Here is a 17,972-nt window from a genome sequence, read left to right as displayed (position 1 = left end):
GATCAGCGCTCGCTCGGTGGCCGCTCGTCGTGAAGTGCTGACAGCAGCAGCGTCCCGAGATGTGCCACAGCATCTTCGCTGTGTACCGAGGCGATTCCGGACGGCTCGGTGACGAGCGGCCCAGGCCGATATCCGCGGCTCCGAACACCGCGCTGAGTCGACTCGACGAGCTTCAGGTCCTCCGACACCGTGGTGTTCCAGTCCAAGTCGATGATCTTGCGCTGCACATCGGTCGGCTCGGCGCCGTCGAACCACCACTCCCGAACCAGCAGAGTCCGATCCGGTGCACAGGGCACCCAACGGTAGGTATTGAGCGCTTGACCGGGATAGCACTGGATCGAAGAGGCCGGCCAGATGTAGAACGCGGCATAGTCGTCGCTGGCTTCGGGGCGCTGATAGAAGGACCGCTCGCTCTCGACGCCTCTGGCCGTATGGCGGATCACTGTGCAGTCCGGAGTGATCCGGTAGCTGGCAGGGTCAACAACGCCGGATGTGAACGATCGATGCACGTTCGGGCAGTGGTAGCACTCGTTGTAGTTCTCCACTGCGATTTTCCAATTCGCGGCGATGAGTTGCGTTCGGCGCCAGGTCCGGATGCGGGTCGAAGCTTGAGGGGCGATCGCCAGGATCTCGTCAGCAACGCCGGGCGCGTGCTGCGCCAGCGGGAGCGCGTCTGGATCCACATTGACAAAGAGGAATCCGGCGAGCCCCTCGACTGCGAGGCGTGGGATGCAGAGCTCGCCGACGTTGCGACTGCGTGCGCTGAGCAGCCTGCCATCCAGCCCGTACACCCAGGCGTGGTACGGGCACGTGATGACACCTGGGGCTTCTGCTACGTCTCCACCCGGGTGTTGTGGCGGGAACAATTCGTGACCCCGGTGCTGGCAGACGTTGAAGAAGGCGCGGATCTGGCCGCCGTCGTTGACGACGAAGACGGACTCGTCGCCGACCGTCGCCGTGAGGACCTGGCCGGGCTTGCTCACCTGGGACCGATGACCGACGAGCTGCCAGGACCGAGCGAACACGGCAGACATCTCGGCAGCGTGGATCGCCGGATCGGTGTAGTAGCGAGTCGGCAGCGCTCGCGGCCGAAGGCTGTCAGCAACCCCACGGTCATCGCCATCGGTCGGAACGTTGCGGTCCGGCGAATTCATGCAGCAATTCCGATCATCTGCGATTTCGCGGTCTCCACTGGCCGATATTCTGCCGCGCACTCATGACCGAACATGTCCATCTCGAATCCGCATGACTGTCGCCACCCCACCATCGGGCGAGCCATCTAGACCGACGATGCGCGCAGCGCTGCTCGTCGGCAGCGGCGGACCCGAGATGCTGGAGGTGCGAGACGACGTGCACGTGCCGGTGCCTGGTCCCGGTGATGCGCTGATTCGGGTGTCGGCGTGCGGCATGAACAACACCGACATCAACACCCGCGTGGGCTGGTACAGCCGCGCGGTGAACTCGCCAACCAGCGAAGGCGGATATGCCGAGGCGAGCGTCGATGAGGCCGCGTGGGGGCGCACGAGCCTCCAATTCCCCCGTATCCAGGGCGCCGACGTGGTGGGGCGTGTCGTCGCAGTGGGCCCAGACGTCGCCGACACTGCGCTGGTCGGGAAGCGAGTCATCGTCGATCCGTGCCTGCGCGATCCCGACGATCCGTCCGATCGCAGCAAGGCCGGGTATCTCGGCAGCGAAGCCGACGGGGGGTTCGCCGAGTTCGCAGCTGTGCCGATCATCAATGTGCACCCCATCAACTCGGATCTCTCCGACGCCGAGCTCGCAACGTTCCCGTGCTCATCGGTGACCGCAGAGCACATGCTGGCGCGCATCGGTCTACGCAGCGGCCAGAGCATCGCGGTGACCGGTGCCAGCGGCGGGGTCGGCAGCGCCCTGGTGCAGCTCGCGAAGCGGCGCGGCGCACGCGTGGTCGCCGTGGCCAGCAGCTCGAAGATCGCCCAGGTGCGCGACATCGGCGCTGATGCCGCTGTGGCTCGCGAGACCCCATCAGTCGCTGCCGCAGCGGTGTCGGCCAACGGCGGTCCATTCGACGCTGTCGCAGATGTGGTCGGTGGGGACAGCTTTGCGGGCTGGCTCGATGTGCTCACCCGCGGGGGGCGATACGTCACTGCGGGCGCCATCGGGGGACCGATCGTGCAACTCGATTTGCGGACCTTGTACCTCAACGATCTTGAGTTGTACGGAGCGACCATCTACGAGCCGGGCATCTTCACTGATCTCGTCGGGTACATCGAACGAGGCGAGATCCGGCCGATTCTCGGCGGCACCTATCGGCTTGAGGAGATTCATGCCGCCCAGGAGGCCTTCGGCCGCAAAGAGCACATCGGCAACCTGGTGATCACGCTGTGAGCAGGTCGTGCCTGGGGGGCGAGCCCGAGGTGGGAATCGAACCCACAACCCCCGCTTTACAAGAGCGGTGCTCTGGCCGTTGAGCTACTCGGGCAGCCGCCCCAGCGTATGGCTGAGCACTGTGGGTTCAGGTCGAATCCCGGGCGCGAGCGCGGGCGCGGGCGATGTCGAATAAGGCGACGGCCGTCGCCGCGGCCACGTTGAGCGACTCGATACGCCCGTAGACCGGAATGGAGATGACCTGATCGCAGCGGTGCTCGACCAGCGTCGAGAGACCCCGTCCCTCGGCGCCGACGACGACCACCACGGGTTCGTCGGCGACACGCAGGTCCTCGAGACCGTCGCTTGCGTTGCCGTCGAGTCCGATCGCCCACAGGCCGGCTTCACGCAGCTGTTTCAATGCGGCGGGCAGACCTCCGACCTGTGCGAAGCGCAGGTGCTCGATTGCCCCAGCAGCCGCCTTGACCGCTGCGGGCGTCAGGCTCGCAGAACGATGGCGTCCCAGGACGACTCCCGTCGCGCCGGCAACTTCGGCAGTCCGCAAGATGGCACCGAGATTGCCGGGGTCAGTGACGCTGTCGGCGGCAATGAGCAGCGGAGCAGCCCCGCGATAGGGCCGAGCCAGTTCTGCCAGCGGCACAGGCCGAATTTCCTGAGCCTTGGCGATGACGCCCTGCGGCGATTCGGTGAGCGCCTGGTCACGCAGCTTGCGACGACTGATCTCGCGCACCGGCACCCGACGATCGGCTGCCAGATCGGCGATCTCTGCCAGCACTGCGGACTCGTGCGCGTCCTCGGCCAGCAAGACTTCGTGAATCTTGCGGTTGCCGGCCCGCAGCAGCTCTCGCACGGCCTGACGGCCTTCGACGTGGTCGCCGCCGAGACCGCGGGGCGCGGATTGTTCGCGATTGGTCGAGGGGTCGCGACGCTGCGGATTCCCGCCGCGCCGCGCACCAGGGCCACTGCGCGGCCTCGGTCCGGCTCCGCTTCGCTGCTGGGCACTCGGACCGCCTCGACCTCGCGGTGGAGCGTTGCGCGCTCCCCCTGGGGGCGGCTGCCCCCGACGGCGTTGCGGTTGCCTGCTCATCGGACCGTCATTCAAGCGTGCCGGATTCAAGCGTGCCGGATTCAAGCGTGCCGGATTCAAGCGTGTCGGCGCCCGGCCGGGCGAACACCAGGGCCACGGCGTGCGCCACGATCCCATCGCCGGAGCCGAGCCCTTCGGTCCGCTTGCCGCAGACCGTGACCGGTCCGCCCGCAGCGCTGCTGAGCCGTTCCTGCATCTGATCACGGTGTGGGGCGATCATCGGCCGGTCGCAGATGACCGTGCAGTCGGCATTGGCCAGCTGCCAGCCGTCTTCCGCGAGGCGAGCTGCGACCTGGGCCAGCATCTCGATGCTGTCGGCGTCGCGCCATCGCTCGTCGCTGTCAGGAAAGTACGAGCCGATGTCGCCGAGTCCGGCTGCGCTGAGCATCGCATCGATGACGGCATGCGCAACCACATCGGAATCGCTGTGACCCTCAAGCGACCGCTCGCCAACAAATCGGACCCCGCCCAGCACCAACGTCCGCCCAGGGTGGTCGGCGGCATCAGCAAACGGATGCGCGTCATAGCCGTGACCCACGCGCATCGCCGGACCAAGCCCGCCGCTGTCAGCCGTCGTCACGCTTGTTGACGCTAGAGCCCGTTGTCTGCCACGCGGGCTCGCAGCAGGGCTTCCACGATCACAAGGTCCGCCGCCGAGGTGACCTTGTGAGCCGCAACCTCGCCAGGAATGGCCATCACCGCCCCACCCGCCGCCTCGACCAGCGCCGCATCGTCAGTGGCCTCAGGTTCTCCCGCATGCGCCGCCACCAACACCTCCCGGCGAAACGCCTGCGGCGTCTGCACAGCAAAGAGCTCCGAACGATCCACGGTCCCCACAACCAGACCACCGCCATCTCTCCAGTCCGAAACCCGCTTCAGCGTGTCGCTCACCCCCAACACAGGCACAGCAGCATCGACCCCACCCTGCACAGCCGAAATCACCGAAGCAAACAACTCCAAAGAAGCCCCTGGCCGAGCCGCATCATGACAAACCACAACTTCCGCTCCGTCAGGAATGGTCTCAAGCCCGGCCCGAACCGATGCCGATCGGGTTCCCCCACCAGCCACAACGGTGTCAACGCCCTCAGTGCTGCCAGCGAGCTCACCGACCATGCGAGCGGGAACCACCAAAGTGACTCCGTCACAAGCCCCCCGCGCCGCCTCAACACCCCAAGAGACCATCGACCGCCCAGCAATAAGTGCCCAAGCCTTCGAAGCCCCACCAGCAACAGCACCGAACCGAGTCCCCGACCCTGCAGCCAAAACGATCGCCCAAGCCCGAACCACCAAGCCAGTCTGCCCCGCCCAAGGACCCGGAAGAACGAGGGCTGCGTGAGGGCGGGGGTGCCCGCGCGCAGTTATGCAGCGCCCCTGCGACCCCGCGCCCGCTCAATGAGCGCTGCATCTGTTTGAAGCACGGGTACCACCGCCCTCATGCAGCCCGGGCAACGACGGCGTAAGCCCACGAGCGACTATCGGAAGGTCAACCCGCGCCGCCGCCGACCGCGCAAGACAACAACGATCACAACGGCAACAACGATGCCCAGAACGATCCACCAGGCGATAGCAATCCGAGCCCCACGACTCGCCCGCTCAGCCAGACGCTCCGCCTCAGCATCGGCCGCAGCAATCTCAGCATCGAACAGTTCCCCGGACACCAACAGCTCGCGCAAGCCACCTTCGTTCAGCGTCATGACGCCCTCGGCGGGCAGCCTCCCCGCGCCCTGAGGCACCGTCGCCTGCACGACAAGCGTCACGAGCTCGTCAAGCGGCGCACCGGCACGCGCCTCGATCTCATCGATCGGCATCCCGAAGAGCTCACCCTCAAGAGCGTCCGCAGTGGCAGGGTTGACAAGCTCGCTGACCGGCCGATTGAGACCGATGCCCACAGCCAGCAGGTAACGCACGTGCGCCCCATCGCGTTCGGCCGTCACCGTGACCGACCTGAACAAGCCGGCAGACCCGTCCGGCGGCCGATCAATCTCGGCGAGCACCTCTGCCAGCTCACTTTGGTTCGCGAATCGCTTCACGGAAACGACCTTGAGTCGTTCGCCGAGCAAGGTCTGCTCGCGCTGGCGGGTGATCTCCCACCCAACCAAATCATCGAGGACGAGTAACTCGCCCAGATCGGGCGTGGTACGCATCACCTCTTCATCGAAGGTGACGGCCACGGTCACCCGGCCCGCTCCGTCGTGCGCCATGTCTATGTCAACGAGGATGTCCGCGCGGCAGCCCGCAAGCGCTATCAGCGCCGTCGCGACGATCAGCCAACGGCTCACCTGGCGTTGAATTGCCACGCCGCCTCGCCGCCGCTGAGGCGCTGCGAGCGACGGCATGTGCGGGCCTATTCGGCCGTTGCGGCCTCTTCGAGCTCGATCGATCCAGGGTCGAAGCCCTCGATGGCGCGGAACACGATCTCGTCGTCCTCGACGTCCACCACGATGATCTCGCCGGCGTGGAATTCCTTGTAGAGGAGGCGCTCGCTCAGCGAATCCTCGACGTGGTGCTGCAAAGCACGGCGCAGCGGCCGGGCTCCGAGCTGCGGGTCGTACCCGGTACGGGCCAGCCATTGCTTGGCGGCATCGGTGAGCTCCAAGCCCAGGCCCTGTGCCCGAAGCTGGTCAGAGGTGCGCTTGATCATCAGATCGACGATCTGCACCACCTCGTCGACGCTCAGTTCGTGGAAGACGATGGTGTCGTCGATGCGGTTCAGGAACTCAGGGCGGAAGTGCGCCTTGAGCGCTTCGCTGACCTTCTCCTTCATCCGGTCGTAGCTGGCGTCCTCATCGGCGGTTGCGAAGCCCACCCGCGCCTTGCGCAGGTCGGCGGTGCCCAGGTTGGAAGTCATGATGAGCACGGCGTTGCGGAAGTCGACCGAACGGCCCTGAGCGTCGGTCAGCCGGCCCTCTTCCAGGATCTGCAGCAGCGTGTTGAAGACGTCCGGGTGGGCCTTCTCGATCTCGTCGAAGAGCACCACCGAGAACGGCTTGCGACGCACCGCTTCGGTGAGCTGGCCGCCCTCGTCGTAGCCGACGTACCCGGGCGGGGCGCCGACGAGGCGGCTCACCGTGAACTTGTCCATGTACTCGGACATGTCGAGGCTGATCAGCGAACCCTCGTCGCCGAACAGGAACTCCGCGAGGGTCTTGGCCAGCTCGGTCTTGCCGACGCCCGAGGGGCCCAGGAATATGAACGAGCCGCCTGGACGCTTGGGGTCCTTCAGGCCCGCACGGGTGCGGCGGATGGCCTGGCTGACGGCCTTGATGGCGTCGTGCTGGCCAATGACCCGCTTGTGCAGCGCGTCCTCCATCTGGAGGAGCTTCTGGGTCTCTTCCTCGGTGAGCTTGTACACCGGGATGCCGGTCCAGATCGACAACACCTCGGCGATGGCTTCCTCGTCGACCTCGTCGAACAGGTCGTGGCCCTCGGCTTTGGCCTGCGCGAGGACGACGGTGCGCTGCTCGAGCAGCTCCTTCTCCTCGTCGCGCAGTGCTCCGGCCGTTTCGAAGTCTTGCGATTCGACCGCCTGCTTCTTGCGCTCGGTGACATCGGCCAGCTTGGACTCGATCTCCTTGAAGTCGGGCGGCGTCGACATGCGCTTGATGCGCAGTCGCGACCCGGCCTCGTCGATGAGGTCGATGGCCTTGTCAGGCAGGTGACGGTCGGCGATGTAACGGTCGGCAAGATTCGCCGCGGCCACCAGCGCCTGGTCGGTGATGGTGACTCGGTGGTGCTGCTCGTAGCGATCGCGCAGCCCCTTGAGGATCTCGATGGTGTGAGTGAGCGTGGGTTCGTCCACCTTGATCGGCTGGAAGCGGCGCTCAAGCGCTGCGTCCTTCTCGAGATACTTGCGGTACTCCTCGAGCGTGGTGGCACCGATGGTCTGCAGCTCGCCGCGCGCCAGCATGGGCTTGAGGATCGACGCAGCGTCGATCGCACCCTCAGCGGCACCGGCACCTACCAGCGTGTGCAGCTCGTCGATGAACAGGATGATGTCGCCGCGGGTGCGGATCTCCTTGAGGACCTTCTTGAGGCGCTCCTCGAAATCGCCCCGGTAGCGGGAACCCGCCACCAACGCGCCGAGGTCCAGCGTGTAGAGCTGCTTGTCGCGCAGCAGCTCGGGGACGTCGTTGTTGACGATCTTCTGGGCGAGGCCCTCGACGATGGCCGTCTTGCCCACGCCGGGTTCGCCGACAAGCACCGGGTTGTTCTTGGTGCGGCGCGACAGCACTTGCATGACGCGTTCGGTCTCGCGCAGCCGCCCGATGACCGGGTCGAGCTTCTTGGCCCGCGCGTCAGCGGTCAGGTTGCGCCCGAACTGGTCGAGCACCAGCGAGCCGCTCTGGCCACCCTGCTCGCTGCCTTGCCCCGACGAGGCGCCCACGGCTTCGCGGCCGCTGCCGGAGCCGCTGTAGCCCGATAGCTGCTGAATGACCTCTTGACGGACCTTCGACAGGTCGGCGCCCAGCTTCACCAGCACCTGCGCTGCGACTCCCTCGCCCTCGCGGATCAGTCCCAGCAGCACATGCTCAGTGCCGATGTAGTTGTGGCCCAGCTGCAACGCTTCGCGCAGCGACAGCTCCAGCACCTTCTTGGCGCGCGGCGTGAAGGGAATGTGGCCGCTCGGCGACGAGCTGCCCTGTCCAATGATCTCCTCGACCTGGCTGCGCACGGCCTCAAGCGAGATGCCCAACGACTCGAGCGCCTGGGCTGCTACGCCCTCGCCCTCGTGGATCAGCCCCAGCAGGATGTGCTCCGTGCCGATGTAGTTGTGGTTCAGCAGGCGCGCTTCTTCTTGCGCCAACACCACCACTCGGCGGGCCCGATCGGTGAAGCGTTCGAACACGGGGCCTCCTGGTCTGAGCCTTGCACACGGGAGCTTCGGGTCAGGTGAGCGCAGTGTAACGCTGCCCTGCAAGATCGCTCCTTCGCTGTTCTGGGGCCCTTGCGAACCGCAAACGCGGGGTGTTTCGAGCGCGGCAAGCCTGTCTCCGTCGTTTACGGTTGCGCTGTGGCGCCGCTTTCCCCGTTGCAGGCCCGACCCACCGCAGACGATGACTTGGCCCGTGTCGAGACGGCGCTGCGGGCCGCTGCGGTCACTGGCGACGAGTTTCTCACCGAGGTGACCTCGCACCTGATCCCCGCGGGCGGCAAGCGACTACGGCCTGCGTTCGTTATTACGTCGGCGCTGGCGCTGAACCCACAAGGGGCCGCGCCTGGTGCAGTCACCGACGAGATGGTGTGCGGCGGCGTGGCCGTCGAACTCGTGCACCTGGGCTCGCTGTACCACGACGACGTCATGGACGACGCGCAGACCCGGCGCGGCATCGAGGCGGTAAACCATCGCTGGGGGAACCTGAAGGCGATCCTGGCCGGCGATTTCCTTCTGGCCAAGGCGTCCGAGATGGCGGCGTCGCTCGGCACTGATGTGGCAGCTCTTCTGGCCGCAACGATCGGGCGCCTGTGCGAGGGGCAGGTGCGCGAGCTGCAGCTGATCTACGACCGGAGCCGTACCGAAGACCAGTACTTCTTGGCCATCGGGGGCAAAACCGCCGAGCTGTACGCCACGTCGTGTCGCATCGGCGGTTTGGTGGCGGGCGTCGACCCCGCCGCTCTGGAGCGCCTGACAGCCTTCGGGCTGGCGTACGGCATGGCGTTTCAGATCGTCGACGACGTGCTCGACCTGGTGGCCTCCGACGAGCAACTCGGCAAGCCGTCGGGCAACGACCTGCGTGAGGGCGTCTACACGCTGCCGGTCATCCGGATGCTGGCGAACGGGCATCCAGTCGGCGATCTGCTCGGCCAACCCCTCGACAATGCTCAACGGGACGAGGCACGGGCGATCGTGGTAGCAGGAGGCGAGATCGCTACCTCGGTGGAAACGGCGCAGTCCTACGTGTCGCAGGCCCTTGACGTTGTGGCACCGTTCGACGCGACACCCGGGGTTGTCGGCCTGCGGGCCGCTGCGTCGAACCTTCTCGGTGCCCTGCCCCGCGCGGCGGGCGCAGTCTGAAGGTGACCGAACCGCAGATGCAGCCGGGCTGGCCGATTCTGCGCCGCTATCGCTACGGGCGGTGGGACCCCGGGCACGGTCCGTGCTGGAAATGGGGCACCCGTACGTACGTGATGGGCATCATCAATGCCACTGAGGACTCGTTCTCCGGCGACGGCGTAGCTGACCGGCTTGACGACGCGCTCGCGTTGACGCACGAGCTCGTGGCAGGTGGGGTCGACATCATCGACGTCGGCGGCGCTTCCAGCCGGCCGGGTGCGGAACCCACCCCCATCGAGGTGGAGCGGCTGCGGGCTGTCCGAGTCATCGAGGCCGTTCGATCCGAGCTGGACCGCCTCGGAGCCGACCTGCCGATCTCGGTGGACACGACATGGGCGGAGGTGGCTGAACCTGCGGTTGATGCCGGTGCCACGGTGGTGAACGACATCACGGGCTTTCGCCTCGATCCCGACATGGCGCCTTTGGTTGCCGACCGGGGGGTCGCCGCCGTACTCATGCACAATCAACGAGGCCGTCCGCACACCGACCTCGTCGCCGACGTGACGGCCGGGCTGGAAGCCACCCTGGCGATCTGCGCCGACGCTGGCGTCGGCACCGACCGCATTGTGGTCGACCCGGGTTTCGGATTCGGTTTCGGCGTCTCGCAGAACCTGGAGATGATGCGCCGCCTGCCGGAGTTGTGGGCACTGGAACTCCCCTTGCTGATCGGCACGTCGCGAAAGTCGACGATCGGGGCAGTCACCAACACCGAGCCCGGCGATCGTCTCTTCGGGACCGCTGCCACCATCACTGCCGCCATCTGTGCGGGCATCGACATCGTGCGGGTCCACGACACCACCCAGATGACTCAGGCCATCCGCATGACCGACGCCATCATCCGCCCGGCCTGCTGAGCGCGGGCCGTCACCCCTCAGGCTGGGCGGCTCAGCCCTCCATTGGGGCCCCGGCAACTGGTGCAACAGTGCCGTCGGGCATCAATTGCTGGCGGGCGCCATCGGCGGACCGGCTGTAGAAGGTTGGCTGGCCGGATGCCTCGAGCGTGGCCAGCATGGCCGGCAGCGGAGCGCCGACACCGTGCAAGAAGTCCATCACCCGGGCGGGTCCGAGATGGTCGAGCATCTCGAAGGGTCCGTGCACCCAGTTGAAGCCCCAGCGGATCGCGTTGTCGACGTTGGCAATGTCGTCGGCGATCTCGGGCACCAGGTCTGCCGCGTACGCCAGCGTGCCGCCGAAGATGTGCCTTACCAGTTCGCCCTGTGGCGAATCGGCGAACATCACCGCGCCGAGTTCGACGGGGACGCCTTCAAGATCGGGTTCAGTGGCCGCTCGCCACTCGCCGGTCACGAGATCGAACGTCTCGGTCTTGCGGGAGCCGTCGTCAAGTCTCAGGCGCCGACTGAAGCCGCCGCCGGTCTTGCGCCCGAGCTGGCCACGGGCGGCCATCGCCTGCTCTGCAGCGGGGAACTGGGCGAAGTCGAGTCCCCGGTCGCCCGGCGGCAGGTTCTGGGCCAAGTTGGCCCCGACCAGCTCCATCACGTCGAGGCCGATGAGGTCGATGAGCCCGTACAGGCCTGTGGGCGGCAAGCCCACCGGTGCGCCCAGGATTGCGTCGATGGTCTCGGGGGTCATGCCGTCGGCGAGGAACTCCTTGGCCTGGTGCAAGCCGGACAGCATGAAGTAGCAGCCGATGCGATTGCCGATGAAGTTGACGGTGTCCTTGGCATGCACGACGCCCTTGCCGAGCCGCTCAGCCCCGAAGCTGGCGAACGCGTCGATCACCTCGGGCTCGGTGTCGGCGCCAGGCACCAGCTCGAACAGCTTCATCACCTGCACCGGATTGAAGAAGTGCGTGATGGCCACGTCGCGCCGGAATCGCTCGCTCATGCCCTCGCTGATCTGCCGTAACGGGATGCCCGACGTGTTCGATGAGATGACCGAGCCGTCGCTGCGGGCGGCTTCGAGGCGCTCGAACAGCTCACGTTTGGTGGCGAGGTCCTCGATGACGGCCTCGCACACCCAGTCGTAGCCGGCGATGTCGTCGAGATGGTCGTCGACCGTGCCGATGCTGACGAGTTCCTGGAAGTCGGCGTCGACCGAGTCGCGCGCTCGCGGCGCTGCGGCCTCGTCGACGTCGAGCAGCAGCACGCGGCAGCCCGCCTTCGCCGACACGGCCGCAATGCCGGCGCCCATCGTGCCGGCCCCGATGATCGCTACTGAGTTGATGCGCCTCGCAGGCTCGGCCGAGTTGATGCGCCTCGCAGGCTCGGCCGAGTTGATCTCTCCCATGCCTGCTGCCTATCGGGTGCCGGTGATTTCGCGGCCGATGATCTCTTTCATGATCTCGGTGGTGCCGCCGTAGATCGTCTGCACCCGGGCGTCGGCGTACGCCTTGGAGATGGGGTACTCCGACATGAAGCCGTAGCCGCCGAACAGCTGCAGGCAGCGAGTGATGAGCTTCAACTGCATCTCGGTGACCCACCACTTGGCCTCTGCGGCGTCGGTAGCGGTCAGCTCGCCCTCGTTGAGCGCCTCAATCTGGCGGTCCACGAACACCCAGGCGATGTCGAGCTCAGTCTTCATCTCGGCGAGCTCGAAGCGGGTGTTCTGGAACGAGGCGATGCTCTGGCCGAAGGCCTGCCGCTCGCCCACATAGTCAACGGTCCAGTCGAATGCCGCCTGCGCATGTGCCACGCCAGTCACCGCGATGGACAGCCGCTCCTGGGGCAGGTTGCGCACCAGACTCGTGAAGCCGTTGCCCTCGCCGCCGAGAAGGTTTTCTTCGGGCACGAACACGTCGTCGAAGAAGAGCTCGGCGGTGTCCTGAGACTTCAAGCCGAGCTTGTCGAGGTTGCGTCCCCGCTCGAATCCCTCCATGCCGTCTTCGAGCACGACCAGCGACATGCCCCGGTGCTTCTCACTGGGATCGGTCTTCGCCGCCACGATGACGAGGTCGGAGTTGATGCCGTTGGTGATGAACGTCTTCGAGCCATTCACGACGTACCCGCCACCCTTGCGGATTGCAGTCGTGCTCATCGAAGCCAGATCCGAGCCGATGCCCGGCTCGGTCATCGCAATGGCGCTCATCAGATCACCGCTGCACAACCCCGGCATCCACCGCTCGGCCTGGGACTCATCGCACAGGTTGATGAAGTACGGCAGGCAGACGTCGTTGTGCAGCGTCATGCACATGCCTGAGCCAGCCACACCGGCGGACATGATCTCCTCGTTGAGGATGGCGTTGTAGCGGAAGTCCAGCACTCCGCCGCCGCCGTAGCGCTCGTCGACGGCGGTGGCCAGCAGGCCCACGTCTCCCGCCTTGCGGAACATGGCCTTGTCGACCTTGCCGTCGGCTTCCCACTTCTCGTGGTTGGGGACAATCTCGCGCTCGGTGAAGGCCCGGGCCGTTTCACGGAACATTTCGTGCTCTTCTTCAAAGATGGTGCGCCGCATGGTCCGAGCGTATGCCCCTGTGCCGCGGCGGGCCACGGCCGGGCACCGCAGGCACACATCAGGGCGGCACAGATAGCGTCTCGGCCCGTGACCCAGCAGGATTCGCAAAGCGAACCGGCCAGCGCCGTCGGGCCTGGATATGACTGGAGCGCCGTCGAGCGGGCAGCCGCTGCGATGCGCCGGCTGAACCAGGCATTGGCGGGGAGGCGGGTCCCAGACGAGGTGCTCGACGAGGTCACAGCGGCTGTTGAGGCTGCAGCTGACCGGCTGGAACAGGGCACGCTGCGAGTGAAGCTCGACGACATGTTGAGCCGGCCATACCTCCGTGAGATCTACGAAGGCCAGTTCTTCCCACTGCCGCTCGAGGTTGGCGACGAGATCGAGTTCGACCCCTTCTCCATCGGCGGAGGGCAGTTGCATCCGGCGTCGGTGGACGTCAGGTACTTCAAGGAATCTGACGAGGCGGTTACCGGCCACGCCGTCGTCGACCCGATGTTTGCCGGACCTCCCGAACGCACCCACGGCGGCGTGGTGGCGTTGATCATTGACGAGCTGATGGGGGCGCTGAACCGGATGCGGGGCCGCCCGGCCTATACCGGCCGGCTCACCGTCCACTACCGCGCCGCGACTCCGCTGGGCGAGCCGCTGCATCTGCGGGCGTGGATACATGACACCTCGGGACGCAAGATCGTCCAGCACGCCGAGGTGCACGGCCCCGAGGGGCTCTGCGTCAACGCCGAAGGCCTGTTCATCCTGCGCGCCGACGCACCCCCGGTCCCGGAGGCCTAGCTCCGCTCTGTTCGGGGCGAGTCTGCGGCCAGGTCTCGCAGCCGATCTGGGCCCGCGATGCGCTCGCAGTCCTGGTCGGCCACGGCCGCCAACTCGCCGACAGTGACCATTTCTGGTGCGAGCTCCGCCAGCGGGTCGAGCACGAATCGGCGCTCCCGCAGGCGCGGGTGCGGGATCACCAGTTCGGGATCACGCTGGACGAGGTCGCCGAACAGCAGCACGTCGGCGTCGAGCGTGCGCGGTCCCCAACGCTCCCGTCGCACGCGATGGGCGGCCGCTTCGAGGGCCCGGCACCGGGCAAGCAGCTCATAGGGGCCCTCAGCCACACGCAGCTCAGCCACGAGATTCAGGAACGACGGCTGTGACGGGCCGATCGGCGCGCTGCGATACACACCCGAACTGGCCACCAGCACGCCAGCGTCTGCCAAGGTCTCGAGCGCATCGGCCAGTTGCGCAGCGGGGTTGCCGATATTCGCGCCCATGCCCACGAATGCCCTCACAGCGGCGTTGTTCACCGGCTCACACTGACTTGGCGCACCGGCTCACACCGAGTTGCCCTCATCGGCTTACGCCGGGTTGGCCTCATCTGCTTACGCCGGGTTGGCTCATCGGCTTACGCCGGGTTGGCTCATCGGCTTACGCCGGGCGACGGCGGGTGATGCGCACAGCGCTTGTGGCGAGATCGGCCGCAACGGGCGGTCGGAGCTTGGTGACCGTGACGGTGGCTGCCGTCACAGCGTCGAGGCTGCACAGGTCTGCTGCAATCAACTCGGCCATCCGCTCGAGCAGCTGGGGCGCTTCGGCGGCGCACAGCGCGACGACGCGATCGCACGCGCCGCCGTAGTCGATGGTGTCGGCCAGATCGTCCGAGGCACCCGCACGGCTCAGGTCGGCGTAGAGGTCGACGTCAATGCTGAGTGGCTGCGGCGCGGTGCGCTCGTGGGCAAGCGCACCAACCACGCACATCACCCGCAGGTCGCGCAGCTCAATGCGGTCGCCGTTGGGTGCAGTCACGACTGAGTTCAGCCTTGGGCTTTCCGATCAGCGAGGATGCCCAACGCCACGTCAACGACGCGGCGCCCCTCGGGCCCGACACGCTGGCCGAAGATCCGCTCGGTGATGGCCGTCGCCTGCGGACCGGTGGGCACCTTGCCCGACAGCAGCAGGTACGAGGCCATGAACCCGCAGACGTCCTCGCCGACCCGCTCCTTGTGCAGCACCACCCGCTTGCGCTCGCCGGCCAGCCGTGCCAGATCGTCGTGGACTGTCTGCAGGTATTTGGCCATGTCGTCGAATGTGGGCCAGGGCCGGTGCAGATACGGCAAGCTCAGCTCGTCGTAGTTGTGAAGGTTGTGCGGCGCAGCGATCAGCGAGACGACCATGTCGAACCCGTTGCGGCGCAGCCAGATGATCTCTTCCTGACGACGGACGCGCCTGTGACTGGCGCCATAGCCGCCGGGACGCTCGCAAACGGCGAGGCGCTCGGCGACGATCCAGTTGAAGTTGCGGGGCTGAATGCCCTCCGCCCACTTCCCTCTCATAGCTCGCCGTCCCTGCAAGCGTGTACGGAGCCGAATTTACCGGTGTCGCACCGGCCCTGCACGGCGAACACGCAGGAGTTTCAGGCGTCTTCGGCTACGGAAGCGTCGTACGCGCGAATCTCGGCCAAATTGCGGTATTTCTGAGCCAAGTCCAGCCCGTAGCCAATGACCCACACAGGCGGCAGGCGGAAGCCGATGTAGTCGACGAGGCCGTTCAGGCTGCCGTTGTGCTCGCGGGTCAGCAGCGAGCACACCGCCAGGCTGGCGGGGCTGCGAGCCAGCAGGCTGCGACGCAGGTACGACAGCGTGAGACCGCTCTCGACGATGTCCTCCACCAGGATCACGTCCCGTCCCGCGATGTCGATGTCGAGATCCTTAAGAATGCGAACAACTCCGCTGGAACGGGTGCTGCTGCCGTACGACGATACGGCCATGAAATCCATCTCGACCGGCAGGTCAATCGCGCGGCTGAGATCGGAGGCGAACATCACGGCGCCCTTGAGAACCGCCACCAGCAGCGGTTCACGGCCGGCGTAGTCGGTGGTGATCTGCGCGCCCAGTTCGACGACCCGCTCGGCGATCTCGGAGCCAGAGACGAGTACCTCCCCGACACCCGGATCGCCTGCGAGCATCGAGTCGAGGTCACTCTGAGGCGACGGCGAGGCCGGTGCGAGCGTCACGTGAGTCGAACCTAGCTGTTTCGCGTTGCGGACGGCGGAACGGTCACCCTTCCAGCCGGAGCTGGTCGGCTGATCGGGTCACCCGGCGGCCGCCTCCGACCTCGGTAGCCCGGTGGGTGTGCCGGGCCACCTCCAGCACCCGCTCGACGGTGGCGGCATCAGGCGGATGATCGGTGCGCAGCCAGGCCCGCACGGCTCGCCGGGCCAGAGCCAACGGTGCGGTCCGCAGTTCGGCGGCGCTGGTGGGATCGATGTCGGCAGCCAGCACATCGAGCAGGTCGGCCTCAGTGGCCGCCAGCCCGGCTGCACGCGCCAGCAACGGCACGACATCGCGGTCGGCGATGTCGCAGAGGAGCGGGATCATCTCGTGGCGGACGCGGCTTCGCCAATAGCGCGGGTCGGCATTGGAGGGATCCCGTATCGGCTCGTAGCCGGCGATCTCGCAGACCCGGTCGGTGTCCGCACGTCGCAGTGCCAGCAGGGGCCGGCGGTCGGCTCGCATGGCAGCGAGCGCATCGAGCGCTCCGCCGCGCAGCAACTGCAGCAGCACCGTCTCCGCCTGGTCGTCGGCGGTGTGGCCCAGCAGCGCGTCGGGTCCGAGAGCGGCGTTGCGGGCCTCGCGAGCGCGCGCCTGCAGGTTCGCCCCCGCAACGAGCCCGAGCCGCACGACTCTCAGTGAGGCACCGAGCCGGTCGCAGAGCGCCCCGACGCGCTCCGCCTCCGCAGCCCCATCGGTCCGGATGCCGTGATCGATGTGAACAGCAGTGACAGCGGAAACGCCAATGCCGCCTCGCAGCGCGAACCGGCATGCCAGTACCAGCAGGGCGGCCGAGTCGGCACCACCCGATACCCCACAGACAAGCTCGCGGCGCTCGAATTCGCCGAATGTGCAGCGATCGATCAGCTGATCCAGTTCTTCGGCCCCCGCAGCGGGCGCCAACGGTTCGCCGTCGCAGGCTTCAGGCGGCCGGGACACGCTCCAACCACGCTGTCGGGTTGCGAATCTCCGTCATCGACGGCAGATGCTCAACGCGCTCCCAGATCCGGTTGACGGCCTTCGGTCCGCGTTCGCCCTCGATCGCGGCGATGAATTCCTCGCCCGCCTGGTACTGGGCAAGCTTGGCCTCGATGCCCAGCAGGCGTTGGATCAGCCGGGCCATGCCGCGAGCGTTTCGGCGCCGGTGCGCCATCACTACGGCGAATCGCTCCGCATCGGGAATGTGCCCGCGGGCGGCTCTGGCCATGGTCACGTCGCCGTGCCCCTCGACGAGGCTCATCATGCCGCCGACCTGGGCGATCAGGTTGCGCTGTTGCTCAGTGGCGAATACAGCGGCCAATCCTCCTTCGCCCAGCAAGTCCTGACCGCCGCGGCGCTGTGCGACCAGCGCGCGAAGGCCTTCGCGCAGTCGTTCGGGATCGGGCTGAGCTTCGTCGACAAGACCATTCACGAGCTGCAAGAAGTGGGGGCGCAGCCAGGGCACACCGGTGAACTGCGAACGGTGCGTCAGCTCGTGAAGCGCCAGCCAGAGTCGGAACTGCGCTGGGGGGAATGCGTAACGCTTCTCGGTGAGCAGGATGTTCGGACCGACGAAGTAGACCGTGTCGCCCTCTGTCTGGGCGGCGGTGCCGTTGCTTTCATCGTCGGAAGCCCACAGCAGGTCGTACTGTCCCAGCACCCGGCGGGCCATCCACCCGAGCACCGAGCCCAGCTCAACGGCGCCCAGCGTGCGCGTCACACGTGATGTCTCCACCGGCTCATCGGGGGTGGCCGGGGCACCGAGCAGCGGCTGCAGCAGCCGCCGGAATGCTGCGATGTTGGCGTCAATCCAGCCCTCCCGATCGATGACCTCAGCGTGAGCCTCTCCCGGCGTCTCCAAACCCGTCTCAATGGCGACCAACTCGGCCGCAACCGGCACGAAGCGGGCGAAATCCGCACGCAGCGGCTCAGCCAGATACGACTGGTACAGCGGCTCGGTGCCCGCGACCCGCACCGCGATGCGGCGCGCCAAATCCCAGTCGACGTGCTCGTCGGCGGGCGCTGTCAC

General features: G+C 66.8%; 18 protein-coding genes and 1 tRNA gene. 4 read left to right on the top strand and 15 right to left on the bottom strand.

Annotated elements, in window-relative coordinates; translation table 11 throughout:
* Window positions 1-2: 2 nt before the first annotated feature.
* Window positions 3-1,154, bottom strand: coding sequence for an aromatic ring-hydroxylating oxygenase subunit alpha (locus tag ACOOHB_RS16950; RefSeq protein WP_420445980.1), 1,152 nt, complete (start codon window positions 1,152-1,154; stop codon window positions 3-5).
* A gap of 91 nt (window positions 1,155-1,245) precedes the next feature.
* Between ACOOHB_RS16950 and ACOOHB_RS16945 the strand changes: the two genes are divergently transcribed.
* Window positions 1,246-2,367 (top strand): alcohol dehydrogenase family protein, encoded by a 1,122-nt coding sequence (locus ACOOHB_RS16945; protein ID WP_420445979.1) that lies wholly within the window; start codon window positions 1,246-1,248, stop codon window positions 2,365-2,367.
* A 21-nt stretch (window positions 2,368-2,388) separates the two neighbouring features.
* On the opposite strand, the gene ACOOHB_RS16940 is transcribed toward ACOOHB_RS16945, so the two are convergent.
* The 6 genes from ACOOHB_RS16940 to ACOOHB_RS16915 all read right to left on the bottom strand — a co-directional run bounded on the left by ACOOHB_RS16940 (window position 2,389) and on the right by ACOOHB_RS16915 (window position 8,300).
* Window positions 2,389-2,461 (bottom strand) — tRNA-Thr (locus tag ACOOHB_RS16940).
* A gap of 33 nt (window positions 2,462-2,494) precedes the next feature.
* Entirely contained in the window at window positions 2,495-3,454 is a 960-nt protein-coding gene (gene rlmB / locus ACOOHB_RS16935) for a 23S rRNA (guanosine(2251)-2'-O)-methyltransferase RlmB (RefSeq protein WP_420445978.1), read from the bottom strand.
* 7 nt (window positions 3,455-3,461) lie between these two features.
* Entirely contained in the window at window positions 3,462-4,034 is a 573-nt protein-coding gene (ispF, locus tag ACOOHB_RS16930) for a 2-C-methyl-D-erythritol 2,4-cyclodiphosphate synthase (protein WP_420445977.1), read from the bottom strand.
* A gap of 11 nt (window positions 4,035-4,045) precedes the next feature.
* Entirely contained in the window at window positions 4,046-4,741 is a 696-nt protein-coding gene (locus tag ACOOHB_RS16925; protein ID WP_420445976.1) for an IspD/TarI family cytidylyltransferase, read from the bottom strand.
* Between the two features lie 185 nt (window positions 4,742-4,926).
* The gene (locus tag ACOOHB_RS16920) at window positions 4,927-5,751 is read right to left on the bottom strand and encodes a hypothetical protein (RefSeq protein ID WP_420445975.1); all 825 of its coding nucleotides are present in this window, start codon (window positions 5,749-5,751) and stop codon (window positions 4,927-4,929) included.
* A 47-nt stretch (window positions 5,752-5,798) separates the two neighbouring features.
* On the bottom strand, window positions 5,799-8,300 hold the full coding sequence (locus tag ACOOHB_RS16915; protein WP_420445974.1) for an ATP-dependent Clp protease ATP-binding subunit: 2,502 nt from the start codon (window positions 8,298-8,300) through the stop codon (window positions 5,799-5,801).
* Window positions 8,301-8,465: 165 nt separating this feature from the next.
* On the opposite strand from ACOOHB_RS16915, the gene ACOOHB_RS16910 reads away from it, so the two are divergent.
* Window positions 8,466-9,467 (top strand): polyprenyl synthetase family protein, encoded by a 1,002-nt coding sequence (locus ACOOHB_RS16910; RefSeq protein ID WP_420445973.1) that lies wholly within the window; start codon window positions 8,466-8,468, stop codon window positions 9,465-9,467.
* 2 nt (window positions 9,468-9,469) lie between these two features.
* Window positions 9,470-10,360 (top strand): dihydropteroate synthase, encoded by an 891-nt coding sequence (gene folP / locus ACOOHB_RS16905; protein WP_420445972.1) that lies wholly within the window; start codon window positions 9,470-9,472, stop codon window positions 10,358-10,360.
* Between the two features lie 31 nt (window positions 10,361-10,391).
* On the opposite strand, the gene ACOOHB_RS16900 is transcribed toward folP, so the two are convergent.
* Entirely contained in the window at window positions 10,392-11,753 is a 1,362-nt protein-coding gene (locus ACOOHB_RS16900; protein WP_420445971.1) for a 3-hydroxyacyl-CoA dehydrogenase family protein, read from the bottom strand.
* Between the two features lie 9 nt (window positions 11,754-11,762).
* Window positions 11,763-12,917: an acyl-CoA dehydrogenase family protein gene (locus ACOOHB_RS16895; RefSeq protein ID WP_420445970.1), complete on the bottom strand. Its 1,155-nt coding sequence runs from the start codon at window positions 12,915-12,917 to the stop codon at window positions 11,763-11,765.
* 87 nt (window positions 12,918-13,004) lie between these two features.
* Here ACOOHB_RS16895 and ACOOHB_RS16890 point away from each other — a divergent pair, with 87 nt between their 5' ends.
* Window positions 13,005-13,706 carry a PaaI family thioesterase gene (locus ACOOHB_RS16890; protein WP_420445969.1) on the top strand — a complete coding sequence of 234 codons (702 nt, stop codon included), beginning with the start codon at window positions 13,005-13,007 and terminating at the stop codon, window positions 13,704-13,706.
* Here the strand turns inward: ACOOHB_RS16890 and folK are convergent.
* The 6 genes from folK to ACOOHB_RS16860 form a co-directional block, all read right to left on the bottom strand.
* The gene (gene folK, locus ACOOHB_RS16885; RefSeq protein WP_420445968.1) at window positions 13,703-14,221 is read right to left on the bottom strand and encodes a 2-amino-4-hydroxy-6-hydroxymethyldihydropteridine diphosphokinase; all 519 of its coding nucleotides are present in this window, start codon (window positions 14,219-14,221) and stop codon (window positions 13,703-13,705) included. The two genes, ACOOHB_RS16890 and folK, sit on opposite strands and share 4 nt — an antisense overlap.
* Window positions 14,222-14,342: 121 nt before the next feature.
* Window positions 14,343-14,720, bottom strand: coding sequence for a dihydroneopterin aldolase (gene folB, locus ACOOHB_RS16880; RefSeq protein ID WP_420445967.1), 378 nt, complete (start codon window positions 14,718-14,720; stop codon window positions 14,343-14,345).
* 8 nt (window positions 14,721-14,728) lie between these two features.
* Complete coding sequence (locus tag ACOOHB_RS16875; RefSeq protein ID WP_420445966.1) at window positions 14,729-15,247, bottom strand: hypothetical protein; 519 nt, start codon at window positions 15,245-15,247, stop codon at window positions 14,729-14,731.
* An 80-nt stretch (window positions 15,248-15,327) separates the two neighbouring features.
* Entirely contained in the window at window positions 15,328-15,879 is a 552-nt protein-coding gene (gene hpt, locus ACOOHB_RS16870; RefSeq protein ID WP_420446928.1) for a hypoxanthine phosphoribosyltransferase, read from the bottom strand.
* Between the two features lie 91 nt (window positions 15,880-15,970).
* Window positions 15,971-16,903: a tRNA lysidine(34) synthetase TilS gene (gene tilS, locus ACOOHB_RS16865; protein ID WP_420445965.1), complete on the bottom strand. Its 933-nt coding sequence runs from the start codon at window positions 16,901-16,903 to the stop codon at window positions 15,971-15,973.
* A complete protein-coding gene (locus ACOOHB_RS16860) occupies window positions 16,887-17,972 on the bottom strand; it encodes a zinc-dependent metalloprotease (protein ID WP_420445964.1) in 1,086 nt (361 codons plus the stop codon). The genes tilS and ACOOHB_RS16860 overlap by 17 nt, the downstream gene beginning before the upstream one ends.

Source organism: Candidatus Poriferisodalis sp. (assembly GCF_965215815.1).
Classification (GTDB): Bacteria; Actinomycetota; Acidimicrobiia; order Acidimicrobiales; family Poriferisodalaceae; genus Poriferisodalis.
This window is presented reverse-complemented; position numbering and strand designations above follow the sequence as displayed.